Origin of the sequence: Sorangium sp. So ce406, from assembly GCF_051474675.1 — a bacterium.
In the GTDB taxonomy this organism is placed as follows: Bacteria; Myxococcota_A; Polyangia; order Polyangiales; family Polyangiaceae; genus Sorangium; species Sorangium cellulosum_G.
On sequence record NZ_CP150340.1, the window covers coordinates 8,988,199 to 9,012,823 of the forward strand.

Here is a 24,625-nt window from a genome sequence, read left to right on the forward strand (position 1 = left end):
TCTACTGAAGCTCGATGCAGATCGGGCGGGTCAGCTCGGAGAGCGCCCGAAGCCGGCACTGGATCGTGTGCAGCGTGCCTGCCGCGAAGCGGTCCTCGCGCGCGTTCAGGACCTCATAGAGAAGCTCAAGATCGCCGACGGCAGCCTCGATGGCATCTCCCACGGCGAGCCTGTCGGCGCCGCATCCGAGCGCGAGCGAAATAATGCTCGCCATCTTGGACTCGGTGAGGCGGACCTGCGCGCTTACGCCGGTGCCGGTCGTCTCGTTCCTCGATCTGACTTTCCTGTCCATAGAACAAACCTCTCTGCAAGAGGTGCAAGGAGGGAAGCGCGACGCGTCGGCACCCACGCCGCGCTCCCCTCGCCTGCAACACCACGAAATCACGGGCGAAATACCGGTGTCAATCTGTCAACAAATGCAGCCTGTGCGTCGAACCACGAGCGGCGGACCGACGCATCGAATCCTCCTGCATATGTAATTCGGGCGCGGGCGACGTTCTTCTCAGGCAATCGGGCAGCATCGTCAGCTCGACCCTCATTTTGGTCGTACGTTGTAGGCAACTGCCTACACAAGCGGCCGACCAGCGAGCCCCCGTCAGTGGGAGGTGCGCCATGAGCGACGACCGGCTCTTACGCGTGCTGCGGTCGATCGTTCGGGAAATGCTCCCTCGGTACGATTTCCTGGGGAAGTACCGCTACCGCGTGCTCGCCATGGCCGGCGACCGGGTGGACCTCCAGGCAGTGCGCAAGGGCGCCGGGCTGCCGGACATCCTTCCCGTGCCCAGCGCGGCTGGCATGGCCGGCCTGTCGGCGGAGCTGACCCCCGGCGCGGTCGTGCTCGTCGAGTTCATCGAGGGCGACCCGCAGCACCCGCTCGTCACGGGCTTCTCGCGAGACGGCGGCAGCACCTTCCTGCCCGTCTCCCTGGCGCTCGATGCGACCGGCACCGTGCGGATTGGCGAGCAGGCGGGAGCCGTCGACCTCGGCGCGGCCACGGCGGTCGTGGTCCGCGATGGCGACCTCGTGAATATCGCCGGCGTCCAGCCCGGTTCAGGGGTCGTCGCGGTGCGCCTGAGCCTCGTCCCGCCCCCCGGGCAGTTGCCCTCGAAGGTGCGCGCATGAGCCTCTTCGAGGACGTCCTTGCCAGCGTGGCGGCGGATCCCGAGGCGACGGCCGCCGTGCCCGACCCGCACGGCTTCGGGGTCGACTTCGACTGCGCCGACGATCTCACGGAGCTCCTGGAGCTCGCGTCCGGGCCGAGGGCGCTCGCCCACGCCGTCTACCGCAGGCTCACCACGCCGCGCGGCGCGCTCCTCGATGCGCCGGACTACGGCTACGACCTCCGAGAGCTGCTCTCCCGGGGCATGACCTCGGCGGACCTCGCCGCCATCCCGGGGATCATCCGCTCCGAGCTCACGAAGGACGAGCGCATCTTCGACGTGACGACGCGCGTGTCCCGGCCTGCTTCCGGCACGCTGGAGCTGTCGATCCACTGCACCACAGCCGAGGGGCCGTTCACCCTGGTCCTGAACGTCACCGCCAAGACGGTCACTCTCTTGGAGGTTCGGTCGTGATCCTGCTGCTGCCCATCGACCAGTTGATGAAGCCGCTGACGCGGAAGCAGGTGAGGGAGTCGATCTACCGCCTGCTCGCCGCGATGAAGCTGCCGGTCACCTCGTGGCATGACGGCGGCGCGGCCAAGGCGATCATCTCGGTTGTCGCGGCCATCTTCGCCGGCTTCACGGAGGTCATCGCGCTCGCGATCCGCGCGAATTTCCTCGACACGGCCGAGGGCATCTGGCTGACGCTCCTCGCCTACTACGTCTATGGGGTGACGCGCATCGAGGCTACGTTCGCCTCGGGCGAGGTGCATCTCGTCAACGCGGGCGGCGGAATCTTCGAGTTCGAGCCGGGCGAGTTCATCTGCAAGCACGCCGTCACCGGCCGGCAGTACACGAACGTTTCGTTCTTCAGGCTCGAGGCCGGACAGACCCTCCCGGTCGCGATCCGGGCCCTCGAAGCAGGCTCCCGCAGCTCGGCACTGCCGGGCCAGATCACGGTGCTGGTGACGACCATGCGCGGCGTCACCTGCACGAACCCCGCGCCGGTCGTCGGGCGCGACGGGGAGACGGACCCCGAGCTCCGCGAGCGATGCCGTGACTCGCTCGGGGCCCTCAGCCCCAACGGGCCCGAAGCGGCCTACATCTACTGGGCGAAGAGCGCACGGCGGGCGGACGGCTCCCCCGTGAATGTCAACCGCGTGTGGGTGAGCAAGGGGAGCTCTGTCGGCCATGTGACGGTCTACGTCGCCAGCCCGAGCGGCGCGGTTCCTGGCACGATCGGCGACGACTCCACGGATCTCGGCGCGGTCGACAAGGCGATTCGCACGAAGGTGGTCCCTGTCGGAGTGACGTGCACCGTCGCGAGCGCCGTCCCGCACCCGCTCCCGGTTGCGGGCACAGCCTGGGTACAGGCTGCGGCGAACCTGAGCAATGTGCAGTGGAAGCTGATGTTCGATCAGCAAATCGACAGCTATCTGTCAGAGGTCCCGATCGGTGGCTACGTGCTCACATCGCCACCGGGACACATCTACCGCAACGCCATTATCGGCATTGTAGAAGGTGCCTCGAAATCCGTCATCAAGTTTGATCCCGTGCTCCCGGCGGACACGGAGCTTGCAGAGGGTGAGGTGCCCGTGGCGGCAGTGAACACGCTCGCCGTGCAGCAGGTGGGGTGATGGCCTCACGAACACGTGCCTTCTGGTCTAGCCCCGCCCCCCAGAACGACGTAGCAAAGCGCCCCAGTGCTGCAATACCCGGCACCATGGGATATGCACCCCGCAAAGGAGCCGTCGGGCTGCAGCCACCTGATATGGTAATCCCGAGCGGCCCCGTCGCAATCCACGAATATCCCCTCGGGCGTCTCGCACCGCACAGGGATGTACTGCACGCAGGTGCGCTCCTGGCAGAGGCCCGTGGAGCACGCGGTCCCCGTCGCGACCGGCTCGTGGATCGGGCCGGAGGCTGCGCACCGGTCCGCGGTGCACTCGTTGCCATCGTCGGGAACGTCTGCGGGTGCAGGCGTGGCGTGCTCGCCGCCGGCCCCGTCGCAGCGCAGCTCGCGGCAGTCGCCTGGGGTCTGCTCGGTAAGGGGTCCCGCCGGCGCGAGCTCCTGGCCGCAAACGCCGGCCTCGCAGGTGCGCCGAGCGCATGCGCTGTCCTCCCCTGGGCAGTCCGTGGGCTTGGTGCATTCCGGTTCGGCGCCTCCATTTTCACCGGAACCGCCATCGCCCATTCCTCCGAAGCCGGCCTCTCCTGCCCCTCCGTCGCCCGACGACGAGCTCGACGAGGTGACCGAGCTACCTCCCCCGCCTCCCTGCCCGTCGCAGCCCTCGCAGGGCCCGTACGCGGTCCCGCTGGGCAGGCAGGTCTGGATGCCGTTCGGCGCTCCTCCCGGGCAGTCGCAGGCGATCTGGCGACCGGACTCGCAGACCTTCGAGCCGTCCGTCGAGGAGCTCGACTCCGCGTAGCCGGGACGCGGGTCCCAGAACAGGTTCTCCGCGTCGGGACGAGCGCATCCACCAAGCACCACAGCAGCTACGACGCCCAGCACCGCCCCGCGCATGGCCCCGCAGCCTACGCGGCGACGATCGGGCGTCAATGCCGGCGGGAGGCTGTGCCGTGCCCAAGCTGAGCTTCCGCGAGACGCTCCGCCGGTTCGTGCCTCCGTGGCTGTCGGATCGGCCCGGCAGGACCGTCGGCTTCCGCTACCTGTACGCGCTCGCTTCCGTCCTCGATGCGGGCGCGGAGGTGCTCGCACAAGGCATTCAGGCGCGCTTCCCCGGCCTCGGCACGCCGACGGCGCTCCCGTACATCGGGCGGGATCGGCGCATCATCCGCGGCCCCGCAGAGAGCGACGCCGCCTACGGCGCGCGGCTCGTGAGGTGGCTCGACTACTGGCGCGCGGCGGGCAACGCGTACGTCCTCGCGCTGGCTTTGCAGGGCTTCCTGTACCCAGGGCATCCCAGGATCCGGATCGTGACCCGCTCGGGTGTCTGGTACACGCTCGAACCTTCCGGCGAGCTGGTCTGGTATCGAGCAGAGCCGAACAACTGGGACTGGGATTCGCTCACGCACCCGGAGCGAGCGGGCAACTGGTCGGAGTTCTGGGTCATCGCCTCCCCGCCGCACTACGCGTCCGACGGGGATTGGGGCGACGGCGCCTCGACATGGGGTCCAGGCGACGCGTTCGGCGTGGAGACCCCGACCAGCAACATCGCCGCCATCGAGGCGATCATTCAGCAGTGGAAGGGCGCGCACACGAGGTGCGTGATGCTCATCCTCGCCTACGACCCGTCGAGCTTCGACCCGGCATCGCCGCCGGGTGCTCCGGGGATGCCGGACGGGCGATGGGGCCACTGGTCCAAGGACGACGCCGCGGGCGGGCGCGTGAAGTCTCGGCGCGAGGACGCGCGATACGTGGAGGTCTGAGCATGGCTCAATACAGCGGGCAGGAGCGCTTCCCGGCGTCATTCGAGACGGTGAACGATGGGTCCGGGCGCGACGCGGCGAGCGTCAACGTCGGGCTCGAGGCGCTCGCCGACCGTACGCTCTTCCTACGCAACGTCGGATTCCGTCGGGTGGCGTTCTGGTATTACGACGATCAGGTCCGCTTCCGCGCATGGGCATTCAACAGCACCACCTACAGCCCCAACTTCACGTTCCCCGACGATTGGGTCGTGACGGTACCCAACACCCGCGTGGGCGACATCATCACGATCGATGCTTCTGGATTCTTCAACGCCGACTCGACGTTCGGCTTCTGGAAGGTCGGTGCCACGGATAACGTCACCGGAGGCGGGACGGAGGTGTTGACCCCTGGCCTGATGCGGCTTGGCGGTGGAGCCCAGATGTGGGCCACCTTCACGACGCTTCACACCGTCGCCGTCGCGGGAACTACCCGGATCCGGTTGCTGGGCCGCTACGAGGGCAGTCTCAACGCCGGGCTCGCAGCCGCCGCGAGCGGCGTGTTGCGTGCGGCCCTCTTTCGCACGAGCGGGAGTTCGGAGTGATCATGCTCAACTGGATCGACACCTTGTTCTTCGGCATCCGCCGCATCCTCGCCGCGGGCGTCGAGCTGCCGGAGCGCCCTGCGCTCAACTTCGTCGGCGCGGTGGTCACCGACAACCCGGCCGAGAACCGGACCGACGTGTTCATTCGCGGCGCCTGGCTGGTCAGCCCTGTGGTTACATCCACCTACACGGCGAGGCCGGGCGAGCTCGTACGGGTCAACGCGCACGGCGGGGTGATGATCCGGCTTCCACCGGCCGCCGGGAACGTCGGCGCCGAGATCGTGGTCAAGGAGGTCGCGGGCGAGGAGGAGGCGATCGCGATCGTCGCGAGCACGGGCGAACAGGTCGCGCGGGGCGGGTACCCCTTCATTACCTTCCGCCTGGTGAGCGACGGCGCCACGTGGCTAACACTCTAACCAGCCGCGAAATCAGTTATGCATAAAGCGTAACCCGCTCCGCTTCTGCGCAAGAAACTTCGCACAGGAGTCGGCCGCGCATTGCCGAGAATCGCGTGATTTTGCAAAGAAAGATCGTGACGACCGTCTGGCATGCGGCATGCTTATTCCCTAACTGTAGCGCCCATTCTGTATTTCCGGCTTGACGAACGTTCTCCGGCGTTGCTAATTAGCTCCGCAGAATGAGCTTTCGAGCATTTGCGTCTGGCGAGACAGACGCTTCGGCTTGTCGGCATACTGCGGGAGTGCAACTTGAGGCCGAGAGAAGAGACAGCAGAGCTCGCTGTCCTCTGCGGAGGGAGTGAGCCCAACGTCGCCAATGCGATCGAGTCCGTAAGGACCGATTTAGAGCCTTTATATGAGGCTCTGGCCGCCAACGGAGAGCAGTGGGCCGCGGACGCGTTGCATCACGCGCTATTTAGGCTCGGATGTATAGCTCGGCTTGCTAGATAGGAAGTCGACATGCTGGGTTCCCGCTCGCTCACCGCCGGAACCTTCCATCCCGACCGCGATATCTGTCGACCGTCGAGTCATACCGCTTGCTCAGGCGGTTTATGAGGCGAGCGCCGAGGTACGCGGTGGCGAGCCCCGCAAGCACCGTCCCCAGGCTAGCGCCGGTGTTCGGAGCCTGTGCCGGGTGGCTGGCGACCTTGATGATGGAGTTCGGATGCGTGGTGCTGCTGGGACGTGGCTCGGCCCGGCGCGGCGTCTTCTTGGCGGCACGGGCGGCGTTGCGTTTGACACGCTCCTGACGCAGCCGCTCATCAACGGCTGCCCGCCTCTCTGGGTCGCGGAGCTCATGGTAGGCGGCGTTGATCCCCGCCATCCGTTCGTTTGAGGCAGCGTCGCCCCCGTTCTTGTCGGGGTGGCACTCTTTGGCGAGGCGCCGGTACTGCTTCGTGATCTCGGCGCCTGTCGCAGTTTCGCGGACACCGAGGACTCTGTATGGGTTCTTACGCTTAGCCACCGACGCCTCCAGGATGAGAGCGTTCGCCACAGTAGGCATGGAGATACTGAACGCAAGCCCCCGGCTCAGCGATCAGGCGCCGGCGAATCTAGGCGCGCTGCCGCGCCATCGCGGGACATGAGACCTCCAGCCCCTGCCCCCGGCCGAGGCGCTGCTGGGTGACGCAGCCTGTGACCGGCCAGCGGCTTGAGCCGACGCAACCGGCGGCGCACCAGCGACGACATGCGGGACATGCCCGACCGCACGGTGCCAGCCTCGCACGTCCACAACATAATTCACGACCTGGCGCTCGGGCTCTCGCTCGAGCTCTGGATTGTCGACGGAGAGCTCAGCGGCGCGCTGTGGCTCTTCTGCGACCGATACCTGTGCGAGGCCTGCGTAGGCGAGGCATAGCCTCGGCCTCGCGAGTGGGGCCGTCCTCAGGGTGAGCCCTGGGTTCGCTGACCCTGAGGCCGGTAGGCGGCGCACGCCCGACGAGGGCTTCTCCGCCGCGTTGGTCGAGCACCGGTACCGGGTACCGAGCCGTGCGCAACGCCGCTACGAGAGGGCGCGCAGAGAGCAGCGGCCGCCAGTGGGAGGCGAGCGCGAAGCGGCGAGGCTCGGGGCGTCCAGGCGTCCCACGAGAAAATATGGGCAGGGGGGGAGGCACGGGTGTCCCAGCCCCCACCCTATGTACTTGGTGTAGGTCAACGACCTATTCCCCTACTAGGCTCTTGGGCATGTTCATGTTCTTAGGGAGGCAGCCAAGCCCCTCCGGGGACGGCGTGCACGTCCTCCCCCCTGAGACGTTGGCGCCTCGCCCCCAGAGTCATGACTGCCCCCTGGGGTTCGCTTGAGATGAGCGCCTTTGTCAGGCATATCTAACGGGACATGACCGTCGCCGCGAAGCTCCCGCACAACAACCCCAACGTCATCCCCCTCCCTCGCCACCCCATGCCGCTGCCTCCAGCAGCGTCGGCCGATGGTCCGAACGTGGCGCATGCGCCGAGCCACCCAGCGGAGAGTACAAGCACGACGGAACGCATGTTGTCTACAGCACCAACGGATTCCACTCCAGCATCCCATCCGGACGGGGAAGGTGACCAGGGGTTCACGGCGACCCACGGCAAGAAGCAGCTCGCCGTCAAGTGGGGCGAAGCGAACATCGAATGGGGGTGGGTGGCCCTCCCCAGGATCATCCTCGAGAAACAACACGCTCTCGGACTCTCATCGGAGGACATCAACATCATCCTGCAAATCGCCCAGTACTGGCATGATCCAGGTAGCCTTCCTTTCCCCTCGAAGGCGAGAATCGCCAAGGCGATGGGCGTGCATCCGCGTACCGTGCAGCGTCGGCTTACCCGTCTGCATGAGCTCGGATTCATTCAGAGGATCGAGCGGAAGGGAGGGCCCAAGGGCACGCTCTCCAACCAGTACAGTCTCGCGGGGCTCGCTGAAAGGGCGACGCCCTACGCGGAGGAAGCCATCCAGGAACGCGAGCGTCAGCGTTCGGAGACGGCAGCGCGGCTGAAGCGCAAGCGGCCCAAGACGCAGGTGAAGGGAGGTGAGTAGCTCAACCCCGGAATAGGCGAAGGGTCTCGTGGCCGCAATCCACGAGCCCTTCATGGAAATCAACGCCCGACCGGGTAGGCACGGGACGCGACCTCGCATCGCTAGGGTTGCTCTAATCCATGCCCATGTCAACTCGGTCGGCCCCCTTCAGAGGAGGCCCATATGGCTCAGCTCTGTCGTCCCCGTCCGCCCAGGCGCGGGCCAGGTCCGGCGTACGTCGGGCGTACCTGGCACAAGCGGAAGCTTCGCCTGGACGAGATCAGCACCCCCGATCGGTAGCACATCAGCAACAATGTGGGCATGTGCCCGCCCGGCAGAGAGCAGCCGGGCGGGCGCATGCTCGCGTCTCACTCCTAATCTCATCCACAGGAACCACAGACCAAGAAGATCATGGCCGTCAACAAGAAGACCTTCGACTCGCCGTTCCTAGTAGATCCATCAAAACTGTCTCGTCTGCGGGGAGTTTGCCTTGAAAAGCTTGGCGAGAATGTCCGCGAAGAGTACGAGGTTGCCTCGTCCGGCGACGAGAATCTAAAGCTGTCAAGCATCGACGATGTCACATCTCTCGACAATTCCAAACGACAGCGAATCAAACGGATCAACATTCAATACACGGCCGGAAACAACAGCATCAACATCAATCTCAACGGAAATTGGTTCACCTACACCTCAATTTCCGTCACAGGACCAAGCAAGCCCTGGACACTCGACACATTCTCAAAAGTCGAGGAACAAACAGAGCGATTGCTACAAAGTGACATCGTAGCAAGAGCGCGCCCCTGGATCGGACTCAGCTCCATCATACTCGTCATGTGGGGCGGCTGCGTAACATCAACAATCAGCAGCCCATCAAGCCGAATGAGCCACAAGGACACTCTGTGGCTAAACAGCAAAGACATAGAAGAGCTCAAGCAGAGCATCAACAAACCGGGGACTGATCCCGTAGCGACACTACTCGACATTCAAAAGAGACAGATCAGCAACCTGAGCGCCTTCGAGACCACGCAAGCACACAGCAAAATCATCGTCACCAAACACACGATATTTGGAGCACTACCATTCGTGGCTGTTATAGTGGTCACCATATACATGCTCATCGCGTGTTATCCAAGCGCAGTGTTCTACTGGGGCGACGCAAAAGAATGGTACGACCGCATTGTCGAGCGCCGAAAACTTCTGTGGTGGGGAGTCGTAATTGGCTCCGCAGTCGGCGTACTGGGCAATTTCTTAACCGCCACTATAACACCGACCCCGTAGAACAACAGACCGCCATACTATGGCAAATTCATCAGAGCGGCCCGTGTGACCTCCGTGTGCCCCGACGCCAGGGCACGGGGCTCCACGAGAGGGCACTCGGGTATACGAGAGGAATCGAGCCCTCGTTGGCCTCTGACACCGCTCCGACGCGTCCGACGCGGCGTCTGCCGTATCTCTCGCGCATCCGCCCCGCAGATTCAGCTCCGGGTTCGATTCCCGGCGCCTCCACCAAGAAGACACGGCGAGAGCCGTGTCTTTTTTCTTTTGTATGCCCTGCGTGTGACCCGATAAATCTTACCGCTGCTGGATCTGGAGGCGGGCCCGGCGGGAGCGGGACCACCGGGAGCAGGCGCGGCGGGTGACGCCAGGCTATAGGGCTCCACGAGGCTCCACGACGGGCACCCAGCCGGCGGGGTGGATCCCGGGTCCGAGCTGGCGCGCTGGCGCAGCCCGGAGCCGAGCGAGCGGGCGCTGCTGATGTGGAAGGCAGGCGGGATCCTGCCCTGCCGGCCCCCGTACCGTCACGGCGACCGCCTGCCGAGCGCATGGCCCGTCTTGACACGGGACCGTATCTCCGCTGGCCTCGCAGAGCGGCATGACTATGGGGGTAGTTGAAACGGGCAGCTATGGCCCGAGCGAGCCCCCAAAACCGGCCGGAGTGCCGTCTAGCGGCGGCATGGCGCGGCGCGGGGAGTTCGGATTGGTTGCCCATCGGAGCCGCTCACACCCGAGAAGGCACACTCGAGCGGCATCGAAATCGATGGCGCGTCAGCTTCACCTCGTCGGTCGCCATCGTGCAGGAACTCAGAGACACGGGGCCAGCCTGTTGAATGGCTATCAGGCCGAGGGAGAAACGACGGGATCGGTCTCGGCTCATGCCCGAGAACGCGCCTCGTGTCGAGGTCGCCGGGTCTGACACAGATCAACAGATAGGTTGATGGGTGTCGGCATCCGAGGGCCAGTACCTTCCAGAGAGCGGATCCTGCCCCAGCACCTCGCGTACAACGGCGGCGAGGCCATCGAATGACCGGCGCAGGTCGAGCGGCTCGGTGGCGACGTAGATCGCGACGCGGTCCGGGATCATCTACGCCTCCGAGCGCACGCACGACGCGCGCCAGCGTCTGCTCGTCGAACGTCGGCGGCACGCGCACGATCGCCCCCTCCGGGAAGGATCTCCAGCGCTGCGCCCCGCGACGGCGCTGAGCCCCTGGCGGGGCGACCACCACGGGCAGCAACGCGGGCATTGTCTCGTTCTCCGAGCGCTGCCGGTGCTCGCTCCGCTTCATGACCAGTCGGTAGTTCCAGGAGTACAGCGTGCCGGCGTTGACGCCCTCCTGCTCCACGAACACCCGGGCCGAGTGCCCGCTCTTGTGCCAGCACGCCACCCGGTCGCGCCAGCTGCGTCTGCTCTCGTCCATCAACACCGCCGGCGCGCATTTCTACGCGGCGCAGAGGCTCCAAGACAGCATGTGGGTCATCGAACGGGTACGAAAGGCTCGGTAGCGAGGGGCCATGCTGAGGAGGCGTCGGCGCCGTCCGCGATGCCCACTCTTGATGAGCTCGCTCCTTCCGTCGACGAGAGAGGACCCCGCGGCTCGGACTCGGCTGACTGTGGCGCGACCTGCTGAACCGTGCGCTCAAGCCCCGAAACCGTGATCGGGATCCGTATCCCTGCGCTCGAGCCGATCCCACAACGCCGTCTCAGTCAAGTCGGGGGTCCTCACCACGCGCCCAATGCTCGGACCGCTCGTCACCATTGCAGCAGAGCGTGGCAGCCTGCGCAAAATTACAGATTACCATTTATGACACAAAATCCTTCCCTGCGGCAACAGAGAGCAAGCAACAGAGCTCTGCAGCGAACAAGATCAATCCTACGCTCGACAGGGCGATGGTCCGTCCTAGGTTCAACACGAGGAGAACAGATTGTATCCGGCGGAGAACGCCAGGACGCCGAAACCAAAGCTCAGCAGTAAGTCTCTACAACAACATGGAGAGGACTACCATGGACACCGTAGCGAAGGTTACTACGATGCTCGCCACGTTTACATCAGCGGCGCTTATTAGCTTCGCGGCCAACGCGGCGGACACGCGCAGCACTGACATGGAGGACACGGATCAGCCGACCACTGACTCGGCAGATCCTGAAAATGTCGGCGAGGCCGCAAGCGCGCAGTGTCTCCGCGGCTACGCGTATGTTCCAGCCGTAGGTGCCTGCGTGGCCACTCCTTACACCATCGACAGGACCCCAGGCGCCTTTGGCTGTGAAAATGGAGGCATCATGAGCGCGCACGGCAGGGTCTTCTGCCTTGCATTGCCCCACGGATTCCGGTGATAAACCTGATAATAGCGGCCGGATCACCTCCGATGATCGCTGGGAGCAACGGCGCTCTCCATGAGCACCACTTCAGCTCTGTGGATCGCATCAGATAGGGCTGACGGAGCGAATTGGACACTCGACGGCCTCGTCTCCGACACATCACCCGCAACATCTCCCGCGATGCATCAGCCGGATTTAGATCCAGACGTCCTCGACACCTGGAAGCCGACGCCAAGTGCGCCGTCGCAGCGCGACAGGAGCACGATCGTACCAGCACAGCTGAAGCCGGTGCTCTCTTTCGCTGTGCGATCGAAGGCGCACTGGGGTTACGACGACGACTTCCTGCGGCTCGCTGCGCCGGCGCTTCTGGTCGACGCGGAGGCCATCGTCGAGCGCCGCGTCTTCGTGAGCGTCGACAGGGACGACCGAGCGCTCGGCGTCGCGCGCCTGGACATCGAGGCGCCCGGCATCGCGGATCTCGGGCTGCTCTTCGTGGATCCGCCCGCCATGGGCCTGGGCGTCGGCACGGGGCTGTTCGTGCACGTCGCAGCCGAGGCGCGCCGGCGAGGCTGCTGCCGGATGACGATCCTCGCAGACCCGTTCGCGGCGCCGTTCTACGAGCGTATGGGCGCGCGCTACCGTCGCCATGCGCCGTCGGATGCCATTCCCGAACGCACGCTGCCGCTCTATCACCTCGATCTGACAGGCCCTGTCGACCACGAGGACCATGCTGACGCGGCTGCCGGTCGCATCCGCCCCTGAACGGCACCTGGACCCGGAGGGAGCCGACCTCGCAGAGACGGAGCTCCACGGCGGGCACCAGGCAGGCGGGGCGAATCCCGGGTCCGAGCCATGCGATGCATGGCCCCTCGATAACGCCGAGCGAACGTCGGGGCCGCCCGAACGGGCGCCCGCGAAGCGGGTCGGAGCGAAGCGGGTCGGAGCGAAGCGGGTCGGAGCGAAGCGGAGAGCCTCGATGGCGTGGAGAACGGCGCCATCGAGGCATTCGACGCGCGTTCGCGCCGTCCCCTCACGAAACGTTCAGGAGCGCCACATTTTCTTTCGATCAGGGCGTCTCGTCCCAGACGCGGCCAGATGCAGTTCCATTGCTACCGGGGTTGAACACCTCGACGGCCATGACCTGATAGGTGGGATCGTCGCTCGCATCCAGATTGTTCATGTTCGGAAGAACCCAGCCGTTGTCGGCCCAGGCCTTCACGTGATCGGCGAATATGATCTTGTGGTCCTGTCCGAGGGCCTGCTGCTGAGCAGGCTTGCTCCAGTACTGGTAGAACGTGGAGCGACCATTGATGGAGGGCTGCTGCTGCCTCGTCGAGCGGTACGTGGAATACTGAACCCCATTGCTCATGAACGTCTTGCCAGCGGTAGCACCCTGGCTGGGGTCATAACTCCATCGCTGCAGAAGGTAATACTCCACCAGGTGCGCCGGGTTTGACGTGGGCATACTCTTGTCGTACCCCCAGCCGTACAAGGCGATATAGCTCGCGCCGCTGTCGTTATTCAAGCGATAGCCGATCACCCTGTTCTCATCTCCGTAATGCCACCCTGGACCACCGACATAGTTATATCCACCACCCTGCCAGGTCACGCTGAATTCGCCGTTCGGGTCCACAGTCAACGACGTCGAGCCGCCATCTTTCCAGTGGGTGAAGAAATAATCACCAACATGGCCCGTCGCGTGATTCGAAGTAATCACGGTTTTCTCAGTGTACTTCTGAGTGTAGGCTGAGTACTTGGAGAAATCGGGGAGGGGCGTGGGCGTAACCGCTGTATCCAGCTCTCCATCATTGGAATAAATAGCGAACCCTGCGATGGTGGGATTCTCTACACCCTCAATCAGCTCGATGGTGACGCTACCGTCATTCACCGCAATATCCGCGAAGGTCTCCGTGTAGCCCACGTCATGACCAACTTCAGCGTAAATATCCAAGTTACTGACAACGGTATTACCTTCAACCGCGACGCTAAAACTGCGCGAGCCTGCGCTGTTTTGAGCGATCTCCGCAAAATGCAGTTTCACGGTGTAGTTGCCGCTGGCGGTAACCGGGACCTCATATTTGAATGAACCGTACCGCTCTGTCTGATAAAGCTGCCCGCCGACGACAGAGTCTTGCGTGCTATTGGACGAACCACCGCTAGCGTATTTGTCCGCCTGGTACTCCACGCCATCAACCATCACGCTCGAATCGCTGCCGGAGTCGATGGCGACCACCAAGGCGAGATCGCCGCCAGAAGAACCAGAGCCGGTCGAAGACGAGCTGGAGCTGCTCGAAGATGAACCAGAGCTGCTCGAAGACGAGCTGGAGCTGGAGGATGAAGAGCTGCCAGAAGTCGATGAGCTGCCCGAGGGCTCCGTGGCATTGGTACCACCGCCACATCCCGCCAGCGCGGCTGACGCGAACGCCAGCATGAACCAACGAGAGAATCGATTTTGCTGCGGATTTGTCATGGACGTTTTCCAGAATTGCTTGTTGACGATTGCCATCGTATGATGTTTCACGGCTACCTTAACCCATTCTCCGGAGCCGTGTCTTCTTGCTTCTGCGTGACCCGCGCGTGACCTGAATATTTTAGCAGGAGTGTATTGGGGCGAGGTCGATGTGAGCGGGGCCATCGTCGGCGGGCGCGGCGCGTCATGCCAGGGTACGGGGCTCCACGAGGCTCCACAGCGGGAACCCAGGCGACGGGGACGACCCCGGATCCGAGGTCTGCGTGCTGCTGCGCGGGCGCAGCCTGCGGGCGCGGGTGGGAGTCGAGCGAGCGGACGCGGTTGCTCGAGGACGTAGGCTGTAATACGAGGTCGATGACGGCGCCCGTGTCCGCGCCAGGACCGCCGAGCAGGCGACCGATGGTCTCATGGGCGACGCGAGCCGCCCCACGTCGCCCGCCGCGAGCGCGGGCCCAGCCGGGGCTAGCCGCCGCGCCGGGTGCGCTCGACGGCGAGCCTGATGACGCCGGCCGCGTCGTGAGCGGCCGAGGTGTGACGCCCCGTCCACGCGTCGCGTCTCGCGCCGCGATCTGGGCGGAGATCCGCAGGGTTCGGGGGAGGTACGAGCCTTGCATTCCACCGCCGTCATGAGGAACTACTTTCGTTCGCTGGTTCTCGTGGGGGCTCCTTTCATCTTCGTCGCGGGCTGCGGCGGATCGGACGGCGACATGAGCGCCGAGCCCACCGCGGCGCCGGCAACCCCGTCGACTCCGGCGGAGGTAGACACAACCTATGAACAGATCGGGCGCGGCTGCGGCGACAACGGCTCCCTCGTTCGCTCGCTGACGCACGTCCCCGCGCTCACCACCAACAATCTCTGGATCGCCCCAGACAACGACGCCGCCGGCCTGGCCGCGTCCAAGAACGACAATGGCTGGGGAGCGAGCGTGGGCGTCTACGAGCTCGGGTTCGAGTCGAGCGGGGACAACATGGAGAGCCACTCCGCCGAGCAGGCCGCACGCTGCGACGCGGTCAGCGAGATCTTCGACCCCGCCGGGGACGGCGCGCGGCAACGCTTCCTCAACGTCCTCGTCTACGCCGGCGATCACCCGCACGCCGAGGCGATGCCCGCCGAGGGTCTCCCCGCCGCGGTCGAGGCGCCGGTCCGCCTGAAGGGCTATCTGGACGTGGCCGAGGGCACGCGCGAGGAGATCGAAGACGGCGTCGTGTACCGGGACGCGCAGCACCAGTACCTGCCCATCTACGTTCGCTGCGAGAAGCCCATGAAGATCACCTACGAGGAGCGCCTGTTCTCGCGCGAGGAGGTCGAGGCGCTGAAGATCGACACCCGCGTCTGTCGCCCCGTCGCCGAGGACGGCTACGGCTGCCTCTCCGAGCGCCCGCAGCCGATCGAGGGTGCGTGCACGTTCGTGGCGGCCGACGCGAAGTACGTGGCGACGAGCGGCGAGGAGCACAACATATCGCTCGGCGGCCGCATCGAGCGCGGCGAACAACTCGGCTACAAGATCACGGTCGACCGCTTCGCCTTCCGCTGAACGAGGGTCCTCGGTCAGGGAGCGTGACGTCGGAGCGCGTGCACGTGCACCGGGATGCGCTCGAGGGCGCACCGAGCAGCCGCCCGATGGTCTCGTGGGCGATGCGCGCCGCCTCCACGTCGCCAACGGCGAGCGCCGCCCGCATGGCTTCCGCCGGCTGACCGAGGAGCACAGTCCGCGGGTCTGCGGGTTTCGTCTGCGATTCATCCGGCGGCCGACGACGCTGGACCTGAGGCGGCGTCAGCCCGCAGGACGGGCGGGCCTGGGACGGTGTACAAGAAGACTCACTCTGGCACAGGCACAGCCTCATCCCGCAGAAAACCTCGCGATTTACACTGGCACGTGACGTGCTTGGGGCACGGCATGAAGATCTCGATTCGATGGCTCATCCCGGTTGCGCTGCTCCAGGTGGTCGCCTGCTCCGATCCCGTCGAGCAGCCCGATGAAACAGGCTCGGGGGGCAACTCGCCCGCAGCAACCACGTCGTCGGGCGCGTCGAACGGCACGGGCGGCGCCCCCGAGACGTCGTCGAGCGCGTCGGGCGATACCGGCGGCGGCCCCGTGGAGTGCGACCACTCGGGAGGCGGCGCTCAGCCGGGAGCGGCCTGCACGAACGAGGATGAGATATGCGACAACGCCTGCTCGGGCTGCTGGAGCAGATGCATCGACGGCGTGTGGGTCGAGGAGTGCAATCCGTGCCCCGATGCGCTGCCCGAGAGCGGGACGAGCTGTGAGGGCTATGACGGCGTGGGACCGTGCCTCTACAACAACGAATGCGGCACGGAGATGGCCGAATGCGACGGGCCGACCGGGTTGTGGGTCGTCGAGGGGGACAGCTGCGGCGACGGCGGCGGCGGCGGGGAGGAGCAGGGCGGCTGCGGCTGAGCGTCGGTCTACCGCTCCGCAACCGACGACGCGGCGACGCCGCGTACGGACGCCCGCGCCGCTCGCGTCACGCTGGAGGCTGCGGCGGGACACCAACCGAGCGGCCCCTGCTCGGACCAACCGTGGCTGGCGAGATCCCCCGTGCGGGGGATATCGGAGGCACGCCAATCAGGCTACTCTTCCGGCCGCCGCCATCCCATGCGCTCGACATTCGTGCGACAAGCCATCGAGGCCGACCTGCCTCGCCTCCCCGAGATCGAACGCTCGGCCAGCGAGGCGTTCCGGGGAACCGACCTCAATTTCGAGGCCCTGACGAGCGTGACCCCCGCGGAGGGTTGGCGAGATGCGCTTCAGGCAGGGACGCTCTGGGTGGTCGACGACGGCGCCGGTCGGCCGATCGCGTTCCTGGGCGCCGAGGCTGTCGGCGACGAGCTTCACATCCGCGAGTTCGACGTCGACCTCGACCACCAAGGCCAAGGGATCGGTCGACGCTTGCTCAGCCACGTGATCGCCTGGGCGCGGACTGCGAAGCTCCAGGCGCTCACCCTCACCACCTTCCGGACCGTCCATTGGAACGGGCCGTTCTACGCCGCGATGGGCTTCCGAGAGCTGTCACCAGCAGAGACATCCTCCCGGCTCATCGCGATTCTGAAGAACGAGGCGCGTCACGGCCTCGATCCGGCGCAACGCTGCGCGATGCGGCTCGACCTCGGCGCGTCATGACGGCGAGCGACACGCGCCGCCGCCATGTGACCGGCGCGCCGCTCCATCGAGGGATCGCTCGGCCGATCGCTGCGTACCTGCATGAATCGCCCCCTCGCTCCGACGGCTGCCCGCCATGACCACCGTGAGTACCACCGAGGTCCTCGCGTGCTTCGACGCCCAGATGCGTCGGGACCTCTCGCCGCCCAGCCCGACGTGGCGCATCGAACGCACCGGTCGCGTGGTGAGGTGGGTGTCGCCTCCGGAGCTGCCATGGGGCTGCGGCGTGCAGTGGAGCGATCTGGACGAGGACACGGCGGACGGAGGCATCGCCGAGCAGGTGTCGTACTTCGCCGGGCTGGCGCGCCGCTTCGAGTGGAAGACCTATGGCCACGACCGCCCCGCAGACCTCGGGGCGAGGCTGCGCGCCGCCGGGTTTGAAGCCGGGGCCGAAGAGGCGCTCGTCATCGGGGCCGTCGAGGAGGTCGGCGCCCTGGCCGCCGGCGCGGTGCCTCCCCCGGGGATCACCGTGCGCTGTCTGGACAACGGCGAGCCGCTCGACCGGATCGCCGACTTGCAGTCCGCTGTCTGGGGCGGAGACTGGGCCTGGCTCATCGCCGAGCTGCGGCAGGAGCAACAGGCCGATCCAACGGCGCTATCCATCCACGTCGCGGAGGCAGACGACCAGATCGTCTGCGCCGGGTGGGTGCGCTTTCATCGGGACACCCAGTTCGCGAGCTTGTGGGGTGGCAGCACGCTACGGGAGTGGCGCGGACGCGGGATCTATCGCAGCCTCGTCGCACGGCGCGCCGGGCAGGCCCGAGAGCGCGGGCTGCGCTACCTGCAGGTGGACGCCTCGTCGGAGAGCCGTCCCATTCTGGAACGGCTGGGACTGCACGTGGTTTCCACCACCACGCCGTACGTGTGGAGCCCGCCGCCGTCGTGAAGAGCCGCGCCTGGAGCCGCGCTTGCGTCGGCGGGTGGCTCATTCCCCGCCGCGTGCGCCCCGGCGAAGACCCCTGCCCTTGCCCGCTCCCCTCGGGCGCCTCCAGAAAAAATCGACCGACCCCCTGTCGGGTTTTCCTCCCGGCTTCCGGATGACCTGGTGAGGCGAGCGAGCAGCGGGGTGAAGCACCCCGGGACCGCTCGCCTGCGCTCAACACCTGACCTGAACGAAGACCCTGGGAGCCATCATGAACCACATCGCCCTCTTCCGCAGCCTCTCGCCCCTCGCCCTCGCCCTGCTCGTCGCCGCCCCCGGCTGCGTGGCCACCTCCGCCGAGCCGCAGAGCGATCCCTCCGCGGAGGACGCCCCCGCCCCGGACGGCGCGGAGACCGGGAGCGCCGACGACGAGCTGACAGCCACGCTGTCCCCTGCGGCGATCGATGACGGCGCGGAGCTCTCGACGGCGAGCGACGACGGGGACGCGCTCCTGTCGACAAGCACGCTCGTCGGCCTCTCCACGGGGTTCTATGTCCCCCCGCGCGTCGGCGGAGACGCCGAGTTCGACGGCCACGGGCCGAGCGTGTCGCTCCAGGTCGAGCTCAGCGTGTTCAACGGCAACGAGCTCTGGGCCGCCGTCTACATGGACGCGCTGGAGACCAGGAGCAACTGGACGCACGCGGAGGGGACCGCCTGGTACCGCCTGCACACAGCGAGCCGCCCGATCGTCGACGTGGACGGCCCGATCTCCTTCAACCACACGTACACGGACACGGACCACGCCCACGACATCTTCTCGTTCGCGCCGGATAACCTCGTCAACAAGCTGGATTACGTGGGTGACACGAAGGGCAACGAGGCGGGGACGAAGACGGGCGTGAGGGTCTACTTCAACCCCATCACCATCGTGACCGAGTAGCACGCAGGCACGCGCGTCGCGGGCGCGGCGCTAATCGAGGTGCCACGCGACGATCGCGTTGGCCAGGGAGCCCAGCACGCCGGCGACGTAGATCGCGCCGGCGTGCTCGGGGAACACCGCGGCGGCCGCCGCGCACGCGGCGCAGAGCGCGGCCGAGAGCCAGCTCGCCCTCGGCAGGCTCGGGGCGGCGGTCGCGTGGATCGCCGCGAACAGGAGCAGGTTGGTCGCGAGCGCGCGCTCCACGGGCTCGTCCGTGATCACGGCGAACGCCCGGTGGAGGAGCATCGCGCCGAACATCACCTTCACCACATGACCGATCCGCCGGTTCACCGCGTTCCTCGAGAGCGGGCGGCGGAACGCCCAGAGCAGCGAGAGCACCATCAGCGCCGTGACGCAGCCCATCACGAGGAGGTGCGCAGGGCGGACCACCGGGACGAAGCGGCCCACGCCGGCCGTCGCCATCACGACGCCGATGGCGCCGATCGCGAGGCCGAAGCGGACACGCTCGCGCCTCGATACGGTGAGATCGATGTCGGAGCTCTTCGCGAGCCGGTCGGCGAGGACGTCCAGCAGATCGTCGAGCCTCGGCCAGCGCTCCTCGGGACGCGCGCGCAGCCCCCGCGCGAGCGCATCGCGGACCCACGCGGGCACCTTCGAGCCGGGCGGCGCCGGCCTCAGGAGATCTCGCCGCGCCCGGTCGAGCCGCGCGTGAAGGTCCTCGCCCTCGAAGGGCAGCTCGCCGTACAGCGCCTCGTACAGCGTCGCGCAGAAGCTCCACTGATCGCTCTTCGACGTCGCCGGCGCGCGCTCGGCCTGCTCGGGGGCCATGTACGCCGGCGTTCCCATGAACGCGCTCCCGGCCGTGAGGGGCGCGTGGAGCGAGCCGCTCCCACGGACCGAGCCGCTCCCGTGGACACCATCGCTCCGAGAGCCGGCAGGGAGCCAGTCCTCCTCGTGCTGAGGGCGCGCGAGGCCGAAATCGGCGATGCGCGCCCGGCCGTCCTTGCCGATCAGGATGTTGTCCGGCTTGACGTCGCGATGGACGAGCCCCTCCCGGTGCGCCGCGGCGAGGCCGCGGCCCGCCGCGATCCCCGCGGCGAGCGCGGCCTCCCACGCGCGCGGCGGCTCGCGGGACAGGTCGCGGAGCGTCCGGCCATCGACGAACTCCATCGCGACGAACACGCCCCGCCCGTGCTCGCCGATCTCGTAGATGGGAACCACGTTCGGGTGCGAGAGCCTGGCCATCGCCTGCGCCTCGCGCACGAGGCGGGAGCGACCTTCCGGATCGAACGTCCCCGGCGCGATGACCTTCAGGGCGACGCGGCGGTCGAGCTCCGGATCGTACGCCGCGTAGACGATGCCCATGCCACCCTGGCCGGCCCTGTCGAGCACCGTGAACCGCCCGACGCGCGCGCCGGGGCTCAGCGCTTCATCCCGCGCGCCGAGGGCGACGGCGGCGCCCTCCAGGAACCCGTCCGGCTGCGCGCCGTCGCACCGGAGGAGGCTCCACACCTCCCGCAAGAGCTCCGGGCGGCCCGCGCAACGGGCCTCCAGGAACGCCCGGCGATCGTGGCTCGGCCGATCGATCGCTGCCTCGAAGAGCGCCTCTACCTCGCTCGGATCAAGGGGCGGGCTCATCCCCGCCGTGCAGCGCCCGGTAGAGCCACGCCTTCGCGAACCGCCACTCGCGCTCGACCGTGCGCGTCGTCACGCCGGAGAGCTCGGCGATCTCGTCCTCGGTCAGGCCCGCGAAATAGCGCAGCATCACGATCTCGGCCTTGCGCGGGTGCTCCTCGCTCAGCTTGCGCAGGGCCTCGTCGAGGGCGATGAGGTCCTCGAAGGGGAGGTCGATCGCGAGGGGCAGCGCGTCGATGGCGTCCTCGGGAGCGCGCTCCTGGTCGCCGCCCCGCTTCTGGGCAGCCTTGCGGCGGGCGTGATCGACGAGGAGATCGCGCATGGCCTGGGAGGCGGCGCCGAAGAAATGGGCGCGGCTCTGGAAGCGGGCCTCGCCGTCCCGGAAGAGCTTCTCGTAGGCCTCGTGGACGAGGGCAGTGGGGCCGAGCGTCTGCCCGGCGCGAAGGTGGCGGACGCGGGCCAGGGCGATGATCTTGAGCTCGGCGTAGACGGCGTGGAGGAGCGCGTCCGCGGCGTCCTTCTGGCCCTCCCGCGCCGCGTGGAGGAGGACCGTGATGCCCTCGCCGACGCTCGGCCGGGGTGCGCGTCGATCGCTCGCGTTCATGGGGGTGCGCCTCGCTCGGGCCGGAGCGTACACCAAACAGCCGGACTGAGGAGCCCGACGGCGCTCCACGCCGCCACGTCCGAGTCCACCAGGGCTGCGTCGCGGCCTGCCCGGCGTCACCGTACATCGTACGCCAGCACGCCGCGTCCGGTTTTCTCCCGGGTGGCAACTCAGGGTGCACGGCGATGGCGGCCCGCGCTTCCACGCACGATAGAGCGTGCCTACCGGAGCGAAACCAAGGGGGCTCATGTGGCCCAGCACCTGTCGCGCATCACGCTCCTGCTGCGTGAACAAAAGGACGAGCTCATACGTGAGTGGACATCACGCCTGCGGAAGGATCCGAAGATCCCCCATGCCTGCGAGCTCAACGAAGAGGATCTGAGAGACTACACCGAAAAACTCCTCGACGACCTCATCGATTCGCTCACGCAGAGCGCGCAACCAGGCACGCCGGGCGGCGCGAGCGGCCAGGAGATCGGCAGCTCGGAGCCCGCCAAGCTACACGCCACCCATCGGCTCGCCCAGCGCTACACCCTCGCGGAAGAGCTGCGCGAGCTCAGCGCCCTTCGCTCCGTGATCATCGACATGTGCGCGCGGGCGAGGGTGCCCCTCGGCGGCGACGAGGCCCAGCTCGTGCACTCGGCGCTCGACGAGGCGATGGTCACCGCGGCCGTCGAAGTGGAGCGGGCGAGCTCCGCGGAGCTCCGCCGTGACGTCGTGCTCCGCGAGCTGTTCATCGCGGTCCTCGGGCACGACCTGCGCAACCCGCTCTCCGCCATCCAGTGCGCCACCGCCGCGCTGCTCAAGCGCGAGGACGTCGCGGGCGCCGCGGCACGATTCGTCCAGCGGATCGCGGCGAGCAACGAGAGGGCCGTGCGGATGGTCGAGGAGATGCTCGACCTGACGCGCATCCGCTGCCACGACGGTCTTCCGATTGAACCGAAGCCGGTCGATCTCCACTCGATCTGCCGGCAAGTGATCATGGAACTCGAGTCCTCCCACCCGGAACATACAATCCGCCTCGACAGCCAGGGCGACGGGCAGGGCATGTGGGACCCGGGCCGGATCGGGCAGCTCATGTCGAACCTGATCGGCAACGCTGTCGACTACAGCCCCCCGGAGGAGCCGGTGCAGGTGAAGCTGCACGGGAAGAAGGGGATCGTGGTGCTCGAGGTGAACAACCGCGGGATCCCCATCCCGCCCGATCTGTTGCCCGTGATCTTCGATCCGTTTCGTCGGGGCGAGCAGCAGCACGAGGACCTGCGACAATCGAAGGGGCTCGGGCTGGGGCTCTTCATCGCCAAGGCGATCGCCGGCGCTCACGGAGGCTCCATCCACGTCACGAGCACGCCGGGCGACGGCACCACGTTCCGCGTCATGCTCCCTCGTTCGCCGTAGCGCGGTCCGCTCAGGCAAGGCGGCCCCGCGTCGAGACCCCGGCGGCTCGGCGCGACGCGACCGTCACGCGTGCTGATGCTGGCTCGCCTGCTCGCCGAGGACGGACTGGCAGTGCGCCCAGGCGCCGTCGCTGAGCAGCGGGCGCGTGCGGCTGAACAGCTCGAACAGCTCGGCGCCGTACATGGCGCGGAAGCCGGGGTTGTGGCTGGCGATGTCGACCTCGTTGGCGGCGGTGATCTCCATGAGGCCGCGGAGCCGATCGTCGCTGGGGGTCTTGACCTCGTTGGTGAACCGATCGCGCCACTGGTCGGACGGATCCATGAGCCGCGGATAGGTGTACTCGCGATCGCACGCGCCGTAGAAGTAGACGAGCTCCTCCGCGTACGTGCCGATGATCGAGGCAACGCGCGGGCGCTCGTCGAGCGAGAGCATCGTATAGAACGGATCGGGCGAGCCGTCGGGCGCGAAGAGCGCATGCAGGAGCCCCGCCTCGCGGATCTCGTCGCTCGCGCCCCACTTCCTCAGCATCTTCTCGACCCGGAGGAGGTGGGCCAGCAGCGTCCCTCCCGGGTGCTTGACCGTTCCTGCCCCGAGGGACACCAGCAATGCGACGCTCTGTTCCATGATCAACCCTCCAGAGAATGTCGAACCATCTCGATGATGAAACCCGGGCCGGTCACCACGCGACGGGCAGCCGGTACAGGCCAAAGGTGCGGCGGTCGTACTTGAACGGCAGCGCCTCGACGTCGCCGACGATCCGCAGCGCCGGCAGCCGCTCGAACAGCGTGCGGTAGCCGATCTCGAGCTCCGCGCGCGCCAGGTTCTGCCCGAGGCACCGGTGGATGCCATACCCGAACGCGAGGTGGTGGCGCGCGCTCCGGTGGATGTCGAAGTCGTCGGGGCTCGCGAACGCCCGCTCGTCGCGGTTGGCGGACGCGCCGAGCACGAAGAGGCCCTCGCCGGCGCGCACGCGCTGTCCGCCGATCTCGATGTCCTCGAGGGCCACCCGGTCGAACGCCACCCAGTCCACGATGGAGTGGTACCGCAAGAGCTCCTCCACCGCGTCGGACCACAGCTCGGGACGGGCGCGCAGCTCGGCGAGCGTCCCGGGGTTCTGGAGCAGCGTGAACACCCCGAGCGAGAGCATGTTCGCCGTCGTCTCATGCCCGGCCACGAGCAGGAGGAACACCATGCCCACCAGCGCGTCGTGCGACAGCTCGCCGGTCGTGCGCCGCTCCGTGGCCAGGCGGCCAATCAGGTCGTCGCCCGGGCTGGACTCGGCCGCCGTGACCAGATCATCGAGGTAGCCCCAGAGCTCCGCGCGCGCGCGCATGGCCTCCTCCGTGCTGAAGAAGCCGGCGATCATCCGGTTCGTACGCGACTGGAAATACTCGCGATCCTTGTACGGCACGCCGAGCAGCTGGCAGATGACCAGGGTCGCGATCGGGAAGGCGAACGACTCCACCAGATCGGCCTCGCGGCGCCGCGATATCTCGTCGATGCGCTCGTTCACCACATCCTGAATGAACGAGCCCAGCTCGCGGATGCGCCGCGCGCTGAACTCGCCCGCCAGCATGCGCCGGTAGACGTCGTGCTCGGGCGGGTCCATGTCGATGAACTGCCCCGCCTGCTCCTGCGCCGTCCCCGCCATCGCCGCGAACGGATGCCCCGGCCGCGTCGGATCGGTGCTGATGCGGCGATCGGTGAGCACGTCGCGCGCCTCGGCGTGCCGCGTGACGACCCAGATCGGCGGTCCGTCGCGGAACGACACGCGCACGAGCGGCGCCTTGTCGCGCAGGGACTCGTACTCGGGCGGCGGCGCGTACGGGCAGCGCCGCGGCATGGGGAACGCCGGGAGGATCTCTTCTTCGATGCGATTCATGGTGTGGCTCCCTGGAGTCATCACGTGAGCGCTC

Annotated in this window: 26 protein-coding genes and 1 pseudogene; 18 read left to right on the forward strand and 9 right to left on the reverse strand. The window is 67.0% G+C overall.

The window, feature by feature from the left end; genetic code table 11:
• Position 1 precedes the first annotated feature (1 nt).
• Complete coding sequence (locus WME96_RS33570) at positions 2–292, reverse strand: hypothetical protein (RefSeq protein ID WP_437285664.1); 291 nt, start codon at positions 290–292, stop codon at positions 2–4.
• A gap of 320 nt (positions 293–612) precedes the next feature.
• On the opposite strand from WME96_RS33570, the gene WME96_RS33575 reads away from it, so the two are divergent.
• The 7 genes from WME96_RS33575 (at position 613) to WME96_RS33605 (ending at position 5,487) form a co-directional block, all read left to right on the forward strand.
• On the forward strand, positions 613–1,122 hold the full coding sequence (locus WME96_RS33575) for a hypothetical protein (RefSeq protein ID WP_437285665.1): 510 nt from the start codon (positions 613–615) through the stop codon (positions 1,120–1,122).
• Positions 1,119–1,574, forward strand: a complete 456-nt coding sequence (locus WME96_RS33580) for a hypothetical protein (RefSeq protein WP_437285666.1) — start codon at positions 1,119–1,121, stop codon at positions 1,572–1,574. Before WME96_RS33575 ends, WME96_RS33580 begins: the two co-directional genes overlap by 4 nt.
• A complete protein-coding gene (locus WME96_RS33585; RefSeq protein WP_437285667.1) occupies positions 1,571–2,737 on the forward strand; it encodes a baseplate J/gp47 family protein in 1,167 nt (388 codons plus the stop codon). Before WME96_RS33580 ends, WME96_RS33585 begins: the two co-directional genes overlap by 4 nt.
• Before the next feature lie 612 nt (positions 2,738–3,349).
• On the forward strand, positions 3,350–3,529 hold the full coding sequence (locus WME96_RS33590) for a hypothetical protein (RefSeq protein ID WP_437285668.1): 180 nt from the start codon (positions 3,350–3,352) through the stop codon (positions 3,527–3,529).
• Positions 3,530–3,680: 151 nt separating this feature from the next.
• Positions 3,681–4,490, forward strand: a complete 810-nt coding sequence (locus WME96_RS33595; protein ID WP_437285669.1) for a hypothetical protein — start codon at positions 3,681–3,683, stop codon at positions 4,488–4,490.
• 2 nt (positions 4,491–4,492) lie between these two features.
• A complete protein-coding gene (locus tag WME96_RS33600; RefSeq protein ID WP_437285670.1) occupies positions 4,493–5,071 on the forward strand; it encodes a hypothetical protein in 579 nt (192 codons plus the stop codon).
• A gap of 2 nt (positions 5,072–5,073) precedes the next feature.
• Complete coding sequence (locus tag WME96_RS33605) at positions 5,074–5,487, forward strand: hypothetical protein (RefSeq protein WP_437285671.1); 414 nt, start codon at positions 5,074–5,076, stop codon at positions 5,485–5,487.
• A gap of 520 nt (positions 5,488–6,007) precedes the next feature.
• On the opposite strand, the gene WME96_RS33610 is transcribed toward WME96_RS33605, so the two are convergent.
• Entirely contained in the window at positions 6,008–6,532 is a 525-nt protein-coding gene (locus WME96_RS33610) for a J domain-containing protein (RefSeq protein ID WP_437285672.1), read from the reverse strand.
• Positions 6,533–7,363: 831 nt separating this feature from the next.
• Between WME96_RS33610 and WME96_RS33615 the strand changes: the two genes are divergently transcribed.
• Both WME96_RS33615 and WME96_RS33620 read left to right on the forward strand, forming a co-directional pair.
• Entirely contained in the window at positions 7,364–8,044 is a 681-nt protein-coding gene (locus WME96_RS33615; protein WP_437285673.1) for a helix-turn-helix domain-containing protein, read from the forward strand.
• Positions 8,045–8,434: 390 nt separating this feature from the next.
• Positions 8,435–9,301, forward strand: a complete 867-nt coding sequence (locus tag WME96_RS33620) for a hypothetical protein (protein ID WP_437285674.1) — start codon at positions 8,435–8,437, stop codon at positions 9,299–9,301.
• A 922-nt stretch (positions 9,302–10,223) separates the two neighbouring features.
• Here WME96_RS33620 and tnpB read toward each other — a convergent pair.
• Positions 10,224–10,385 (reverse strand): IS66 family insertion sequence element accessory protein TnpB, encoded by a 162-nt coding sequence (gene tnpB, locus WME96_RS33625; RefSeq protein WP_437285675.1) that lies wholly within the window; start codon positions 10,383–10,385, stop codon positions 10,224–10,226.
• Positions 10,386–10,509: 124 nt separating this feature from the next.
• A pseudogene (gene tnpA, locus WME96_RS33630) lies at positions 10,510–10,719 on the reverse strand (IS66 family insertion sequence element accessory protein TnpA); the annotation flags it as partial.
• Positions 10,720–11,303: 584 nt separating this feature from the next.
• On the opposite strand from tnpA, the gene WME96_RS33635 reads away from it, so the two are divergent.
• A complete protein-coding gene (locus WME96_RS33635) occupies positions 11,304–11,633 on the forward strand; it encodes a hypothetical protein (protein WP_437285676.1) in 330 nt (109 codons plus the stop codon).
• Between the two features lie 165 nt (positions 11,634–11,798).
• Positions 11,799–12,380, forward strand: a complete 582-nt coding sequence (locus WME96_RS33640; protein WP_437285677.1) for a GNAT family N-acetyltransferase — start codon at positions 11,799–11,801, stop codon at positions 12,378–12,380.
• Positions 12,381–12,684: 304 nt separating this feature from the next.
• Here the strand turns inward: WME96_RS33640 and WME96_RS33645 are convergent, their stop codons facing one another.
• Entirely contained in the window at positions 12,685–13,851 is a 1,167-nt protein-coding gene (locus WME96_RS33645) for a glycoside hydrolase family 11 protein (RefSeq protein ID WP_437292384.1), read from the reverse strand.
• Here WME96_RS33645 and WME96_RS33650 point away from each other — a divergent pair.
• The 6 genes from WME96_RS33650 to WME96_RS33675 all read left to right on the forward strand — a co-directional run bounded on the left by WME96_RS33650 (position 13,841) and on the right by WME96_RS33675 (position 19,072).
• On the forward strand, positions 13,841–14,131 hold the full coding sequence (locus tag WME96_RS33650; RefSeq protein WP_437285678.1) for a hypothetical protein: 291 nt from the start codon (positions 13,841–13,843) through the stop codon (positions 14,129–14,131). The genes WME96_RS33645 and WME96_RS33650 overlap by 11 nt on opposite strands.
• 565 nt (positions 14,132–14,696) lie before the next feature.
• Positions 14,697–15,623 carry a hypothetical protein gene (locus tag WME96_RS33655; RefSeq protein ID WP_437285679.1) on the forward strand — a complete coding sequence of 309 codons (927 nt, stop codon included), beginning with the start codon at positions 14,697–14,699 and terminating at the stop codon, positions 15,621–15,623.
• Between the two features lie 363 nt (positions 15,624–15,986).
• On the forward strand, positions 15,987–16,508 hold the full coding sequence (locus WME96_RS33660) for a hypothetical protein (protein ID WP_437285680.1): 522 nt from the start codon (positions 15,987–15,989) through the stop codon (positions 16,506–16,508).
• Positions 16,509–16,706: 198 nt separating this feature from the next.
• Positions 16,707–17,231: a GNAT family N-acetyltransferase gene (locus WME96_RS33665; protein ID WP_437285681.1), complete on the forward strand. Its 525-nt coding sequence runs from the start codon at positions 16,707–16,709 to the stop codon at positions 17,229–17,231.
• Positions 17,232–17,346: 115 nt separating this feature from the next.
• Positions 17,347–18,156 carry a GNAT family N-acetyltransferase gene (locus WME96_RS33670; RefSeq protein ID WP_437285682.1) on the forward strand — a complete coding sequence of 270 codons (810 nt, stop codon included), beginning with the start codon at positions 17,347–17,349 and terminating at the stop codon, positions 18,154–18,156.
• Between the two features lie 247 nt (positions 18,157–18,403).
• Positions 18,404–19,072, forward strand: coding sequence for a hypothetical protein (locus WME96_RS33675; RefSeq protein ID WP_437285683.1), 669 nt, complete (start codon positions 18,404–18,406; stop codon positions 19,070–19,072).
• Between the two features lie 30 nt (positions 19,073–19,102).
• Here WME96_RS33675 and WME96_RS33680 read toward each other — a convergent pair whose 3' ends face one another.
• Both WME96_RS33680 and WME96_RS33685 read right to left on the reverse strand, forming a co-directional pair.
• Positions 19,103–20,710 carry a serine/threonine-protein kinase gene (locus tag WME96_RS33680; RefSeq protein WP_437285684.1) on the reverse strand — a complete coding sequence of 536 codons (1,608 nt, stop codon included), beginning with the start codon at positions 20,708–20,710 and terminating at the stop codon, positions 19,103–19,105.
• On the reverse strand, positions 20,694–21,311 hold the full coding sequence (locus tag WME96_RS33685) for an ECF-type sigma factor (RefSeq protein WP_437285685.1): 618 nt from the start codon (positions 21,309–21,311) through the stop codon (positions 20,694–20,696). Before WME96_RS33685 ends, WME96_RS33680 begins: the two co-directional genes overlap by 17 nt.
• Positions 21,312–21,560: 249 nt before the next feature.
• On the opposite strand from WME96_RS33685, the gene WME96_RS33690 reads away from it, so the two are divergent.
• The gene (locus tag WME96_RS33690; protein ID WP_437285686.1) at positions 21,561–22,709 is read left to right on the forward strand and encodes an ATP-binding protein; all 1,149 of its coding nucleotides are present in this window, start codon (positions 21,561–21,563) and stop codon (positions 22,707–22,709) included.
• Positions 22,710–22,772: 63 nt separating this feature from the next.
• Here the strand turns inward: WME96_RS33690 and WME96_RS33695 are convergent, their stop codons facing one another.
• Both WME96_RS33695 and WME96_RS33700 read right to left on the reverse strand, forming a co-directional pair.
• Entirely contained in the window at positions 22,773–23,333 is a 561-nt protein-coding gene (locus WME96_RS33695) for a DUF6817 domain-containing protein (RefSeq protein ID WP_433928487.1), read from the reverse strand.
• Between the two features lie 52 nt (positions 23,334–23,385).
• Positions 23,386–24,591, reverse strand: coding sequence for a cytochrome P450 (locus tag WME96_RS33700; protein WP_437285687.1), 1,206 nt, complete (start codon positions 24,589–24,591; stop codon positions 23,386–23,388).
• Positions 24,592–24,625 lie beyond the last annotated feature (34 nt).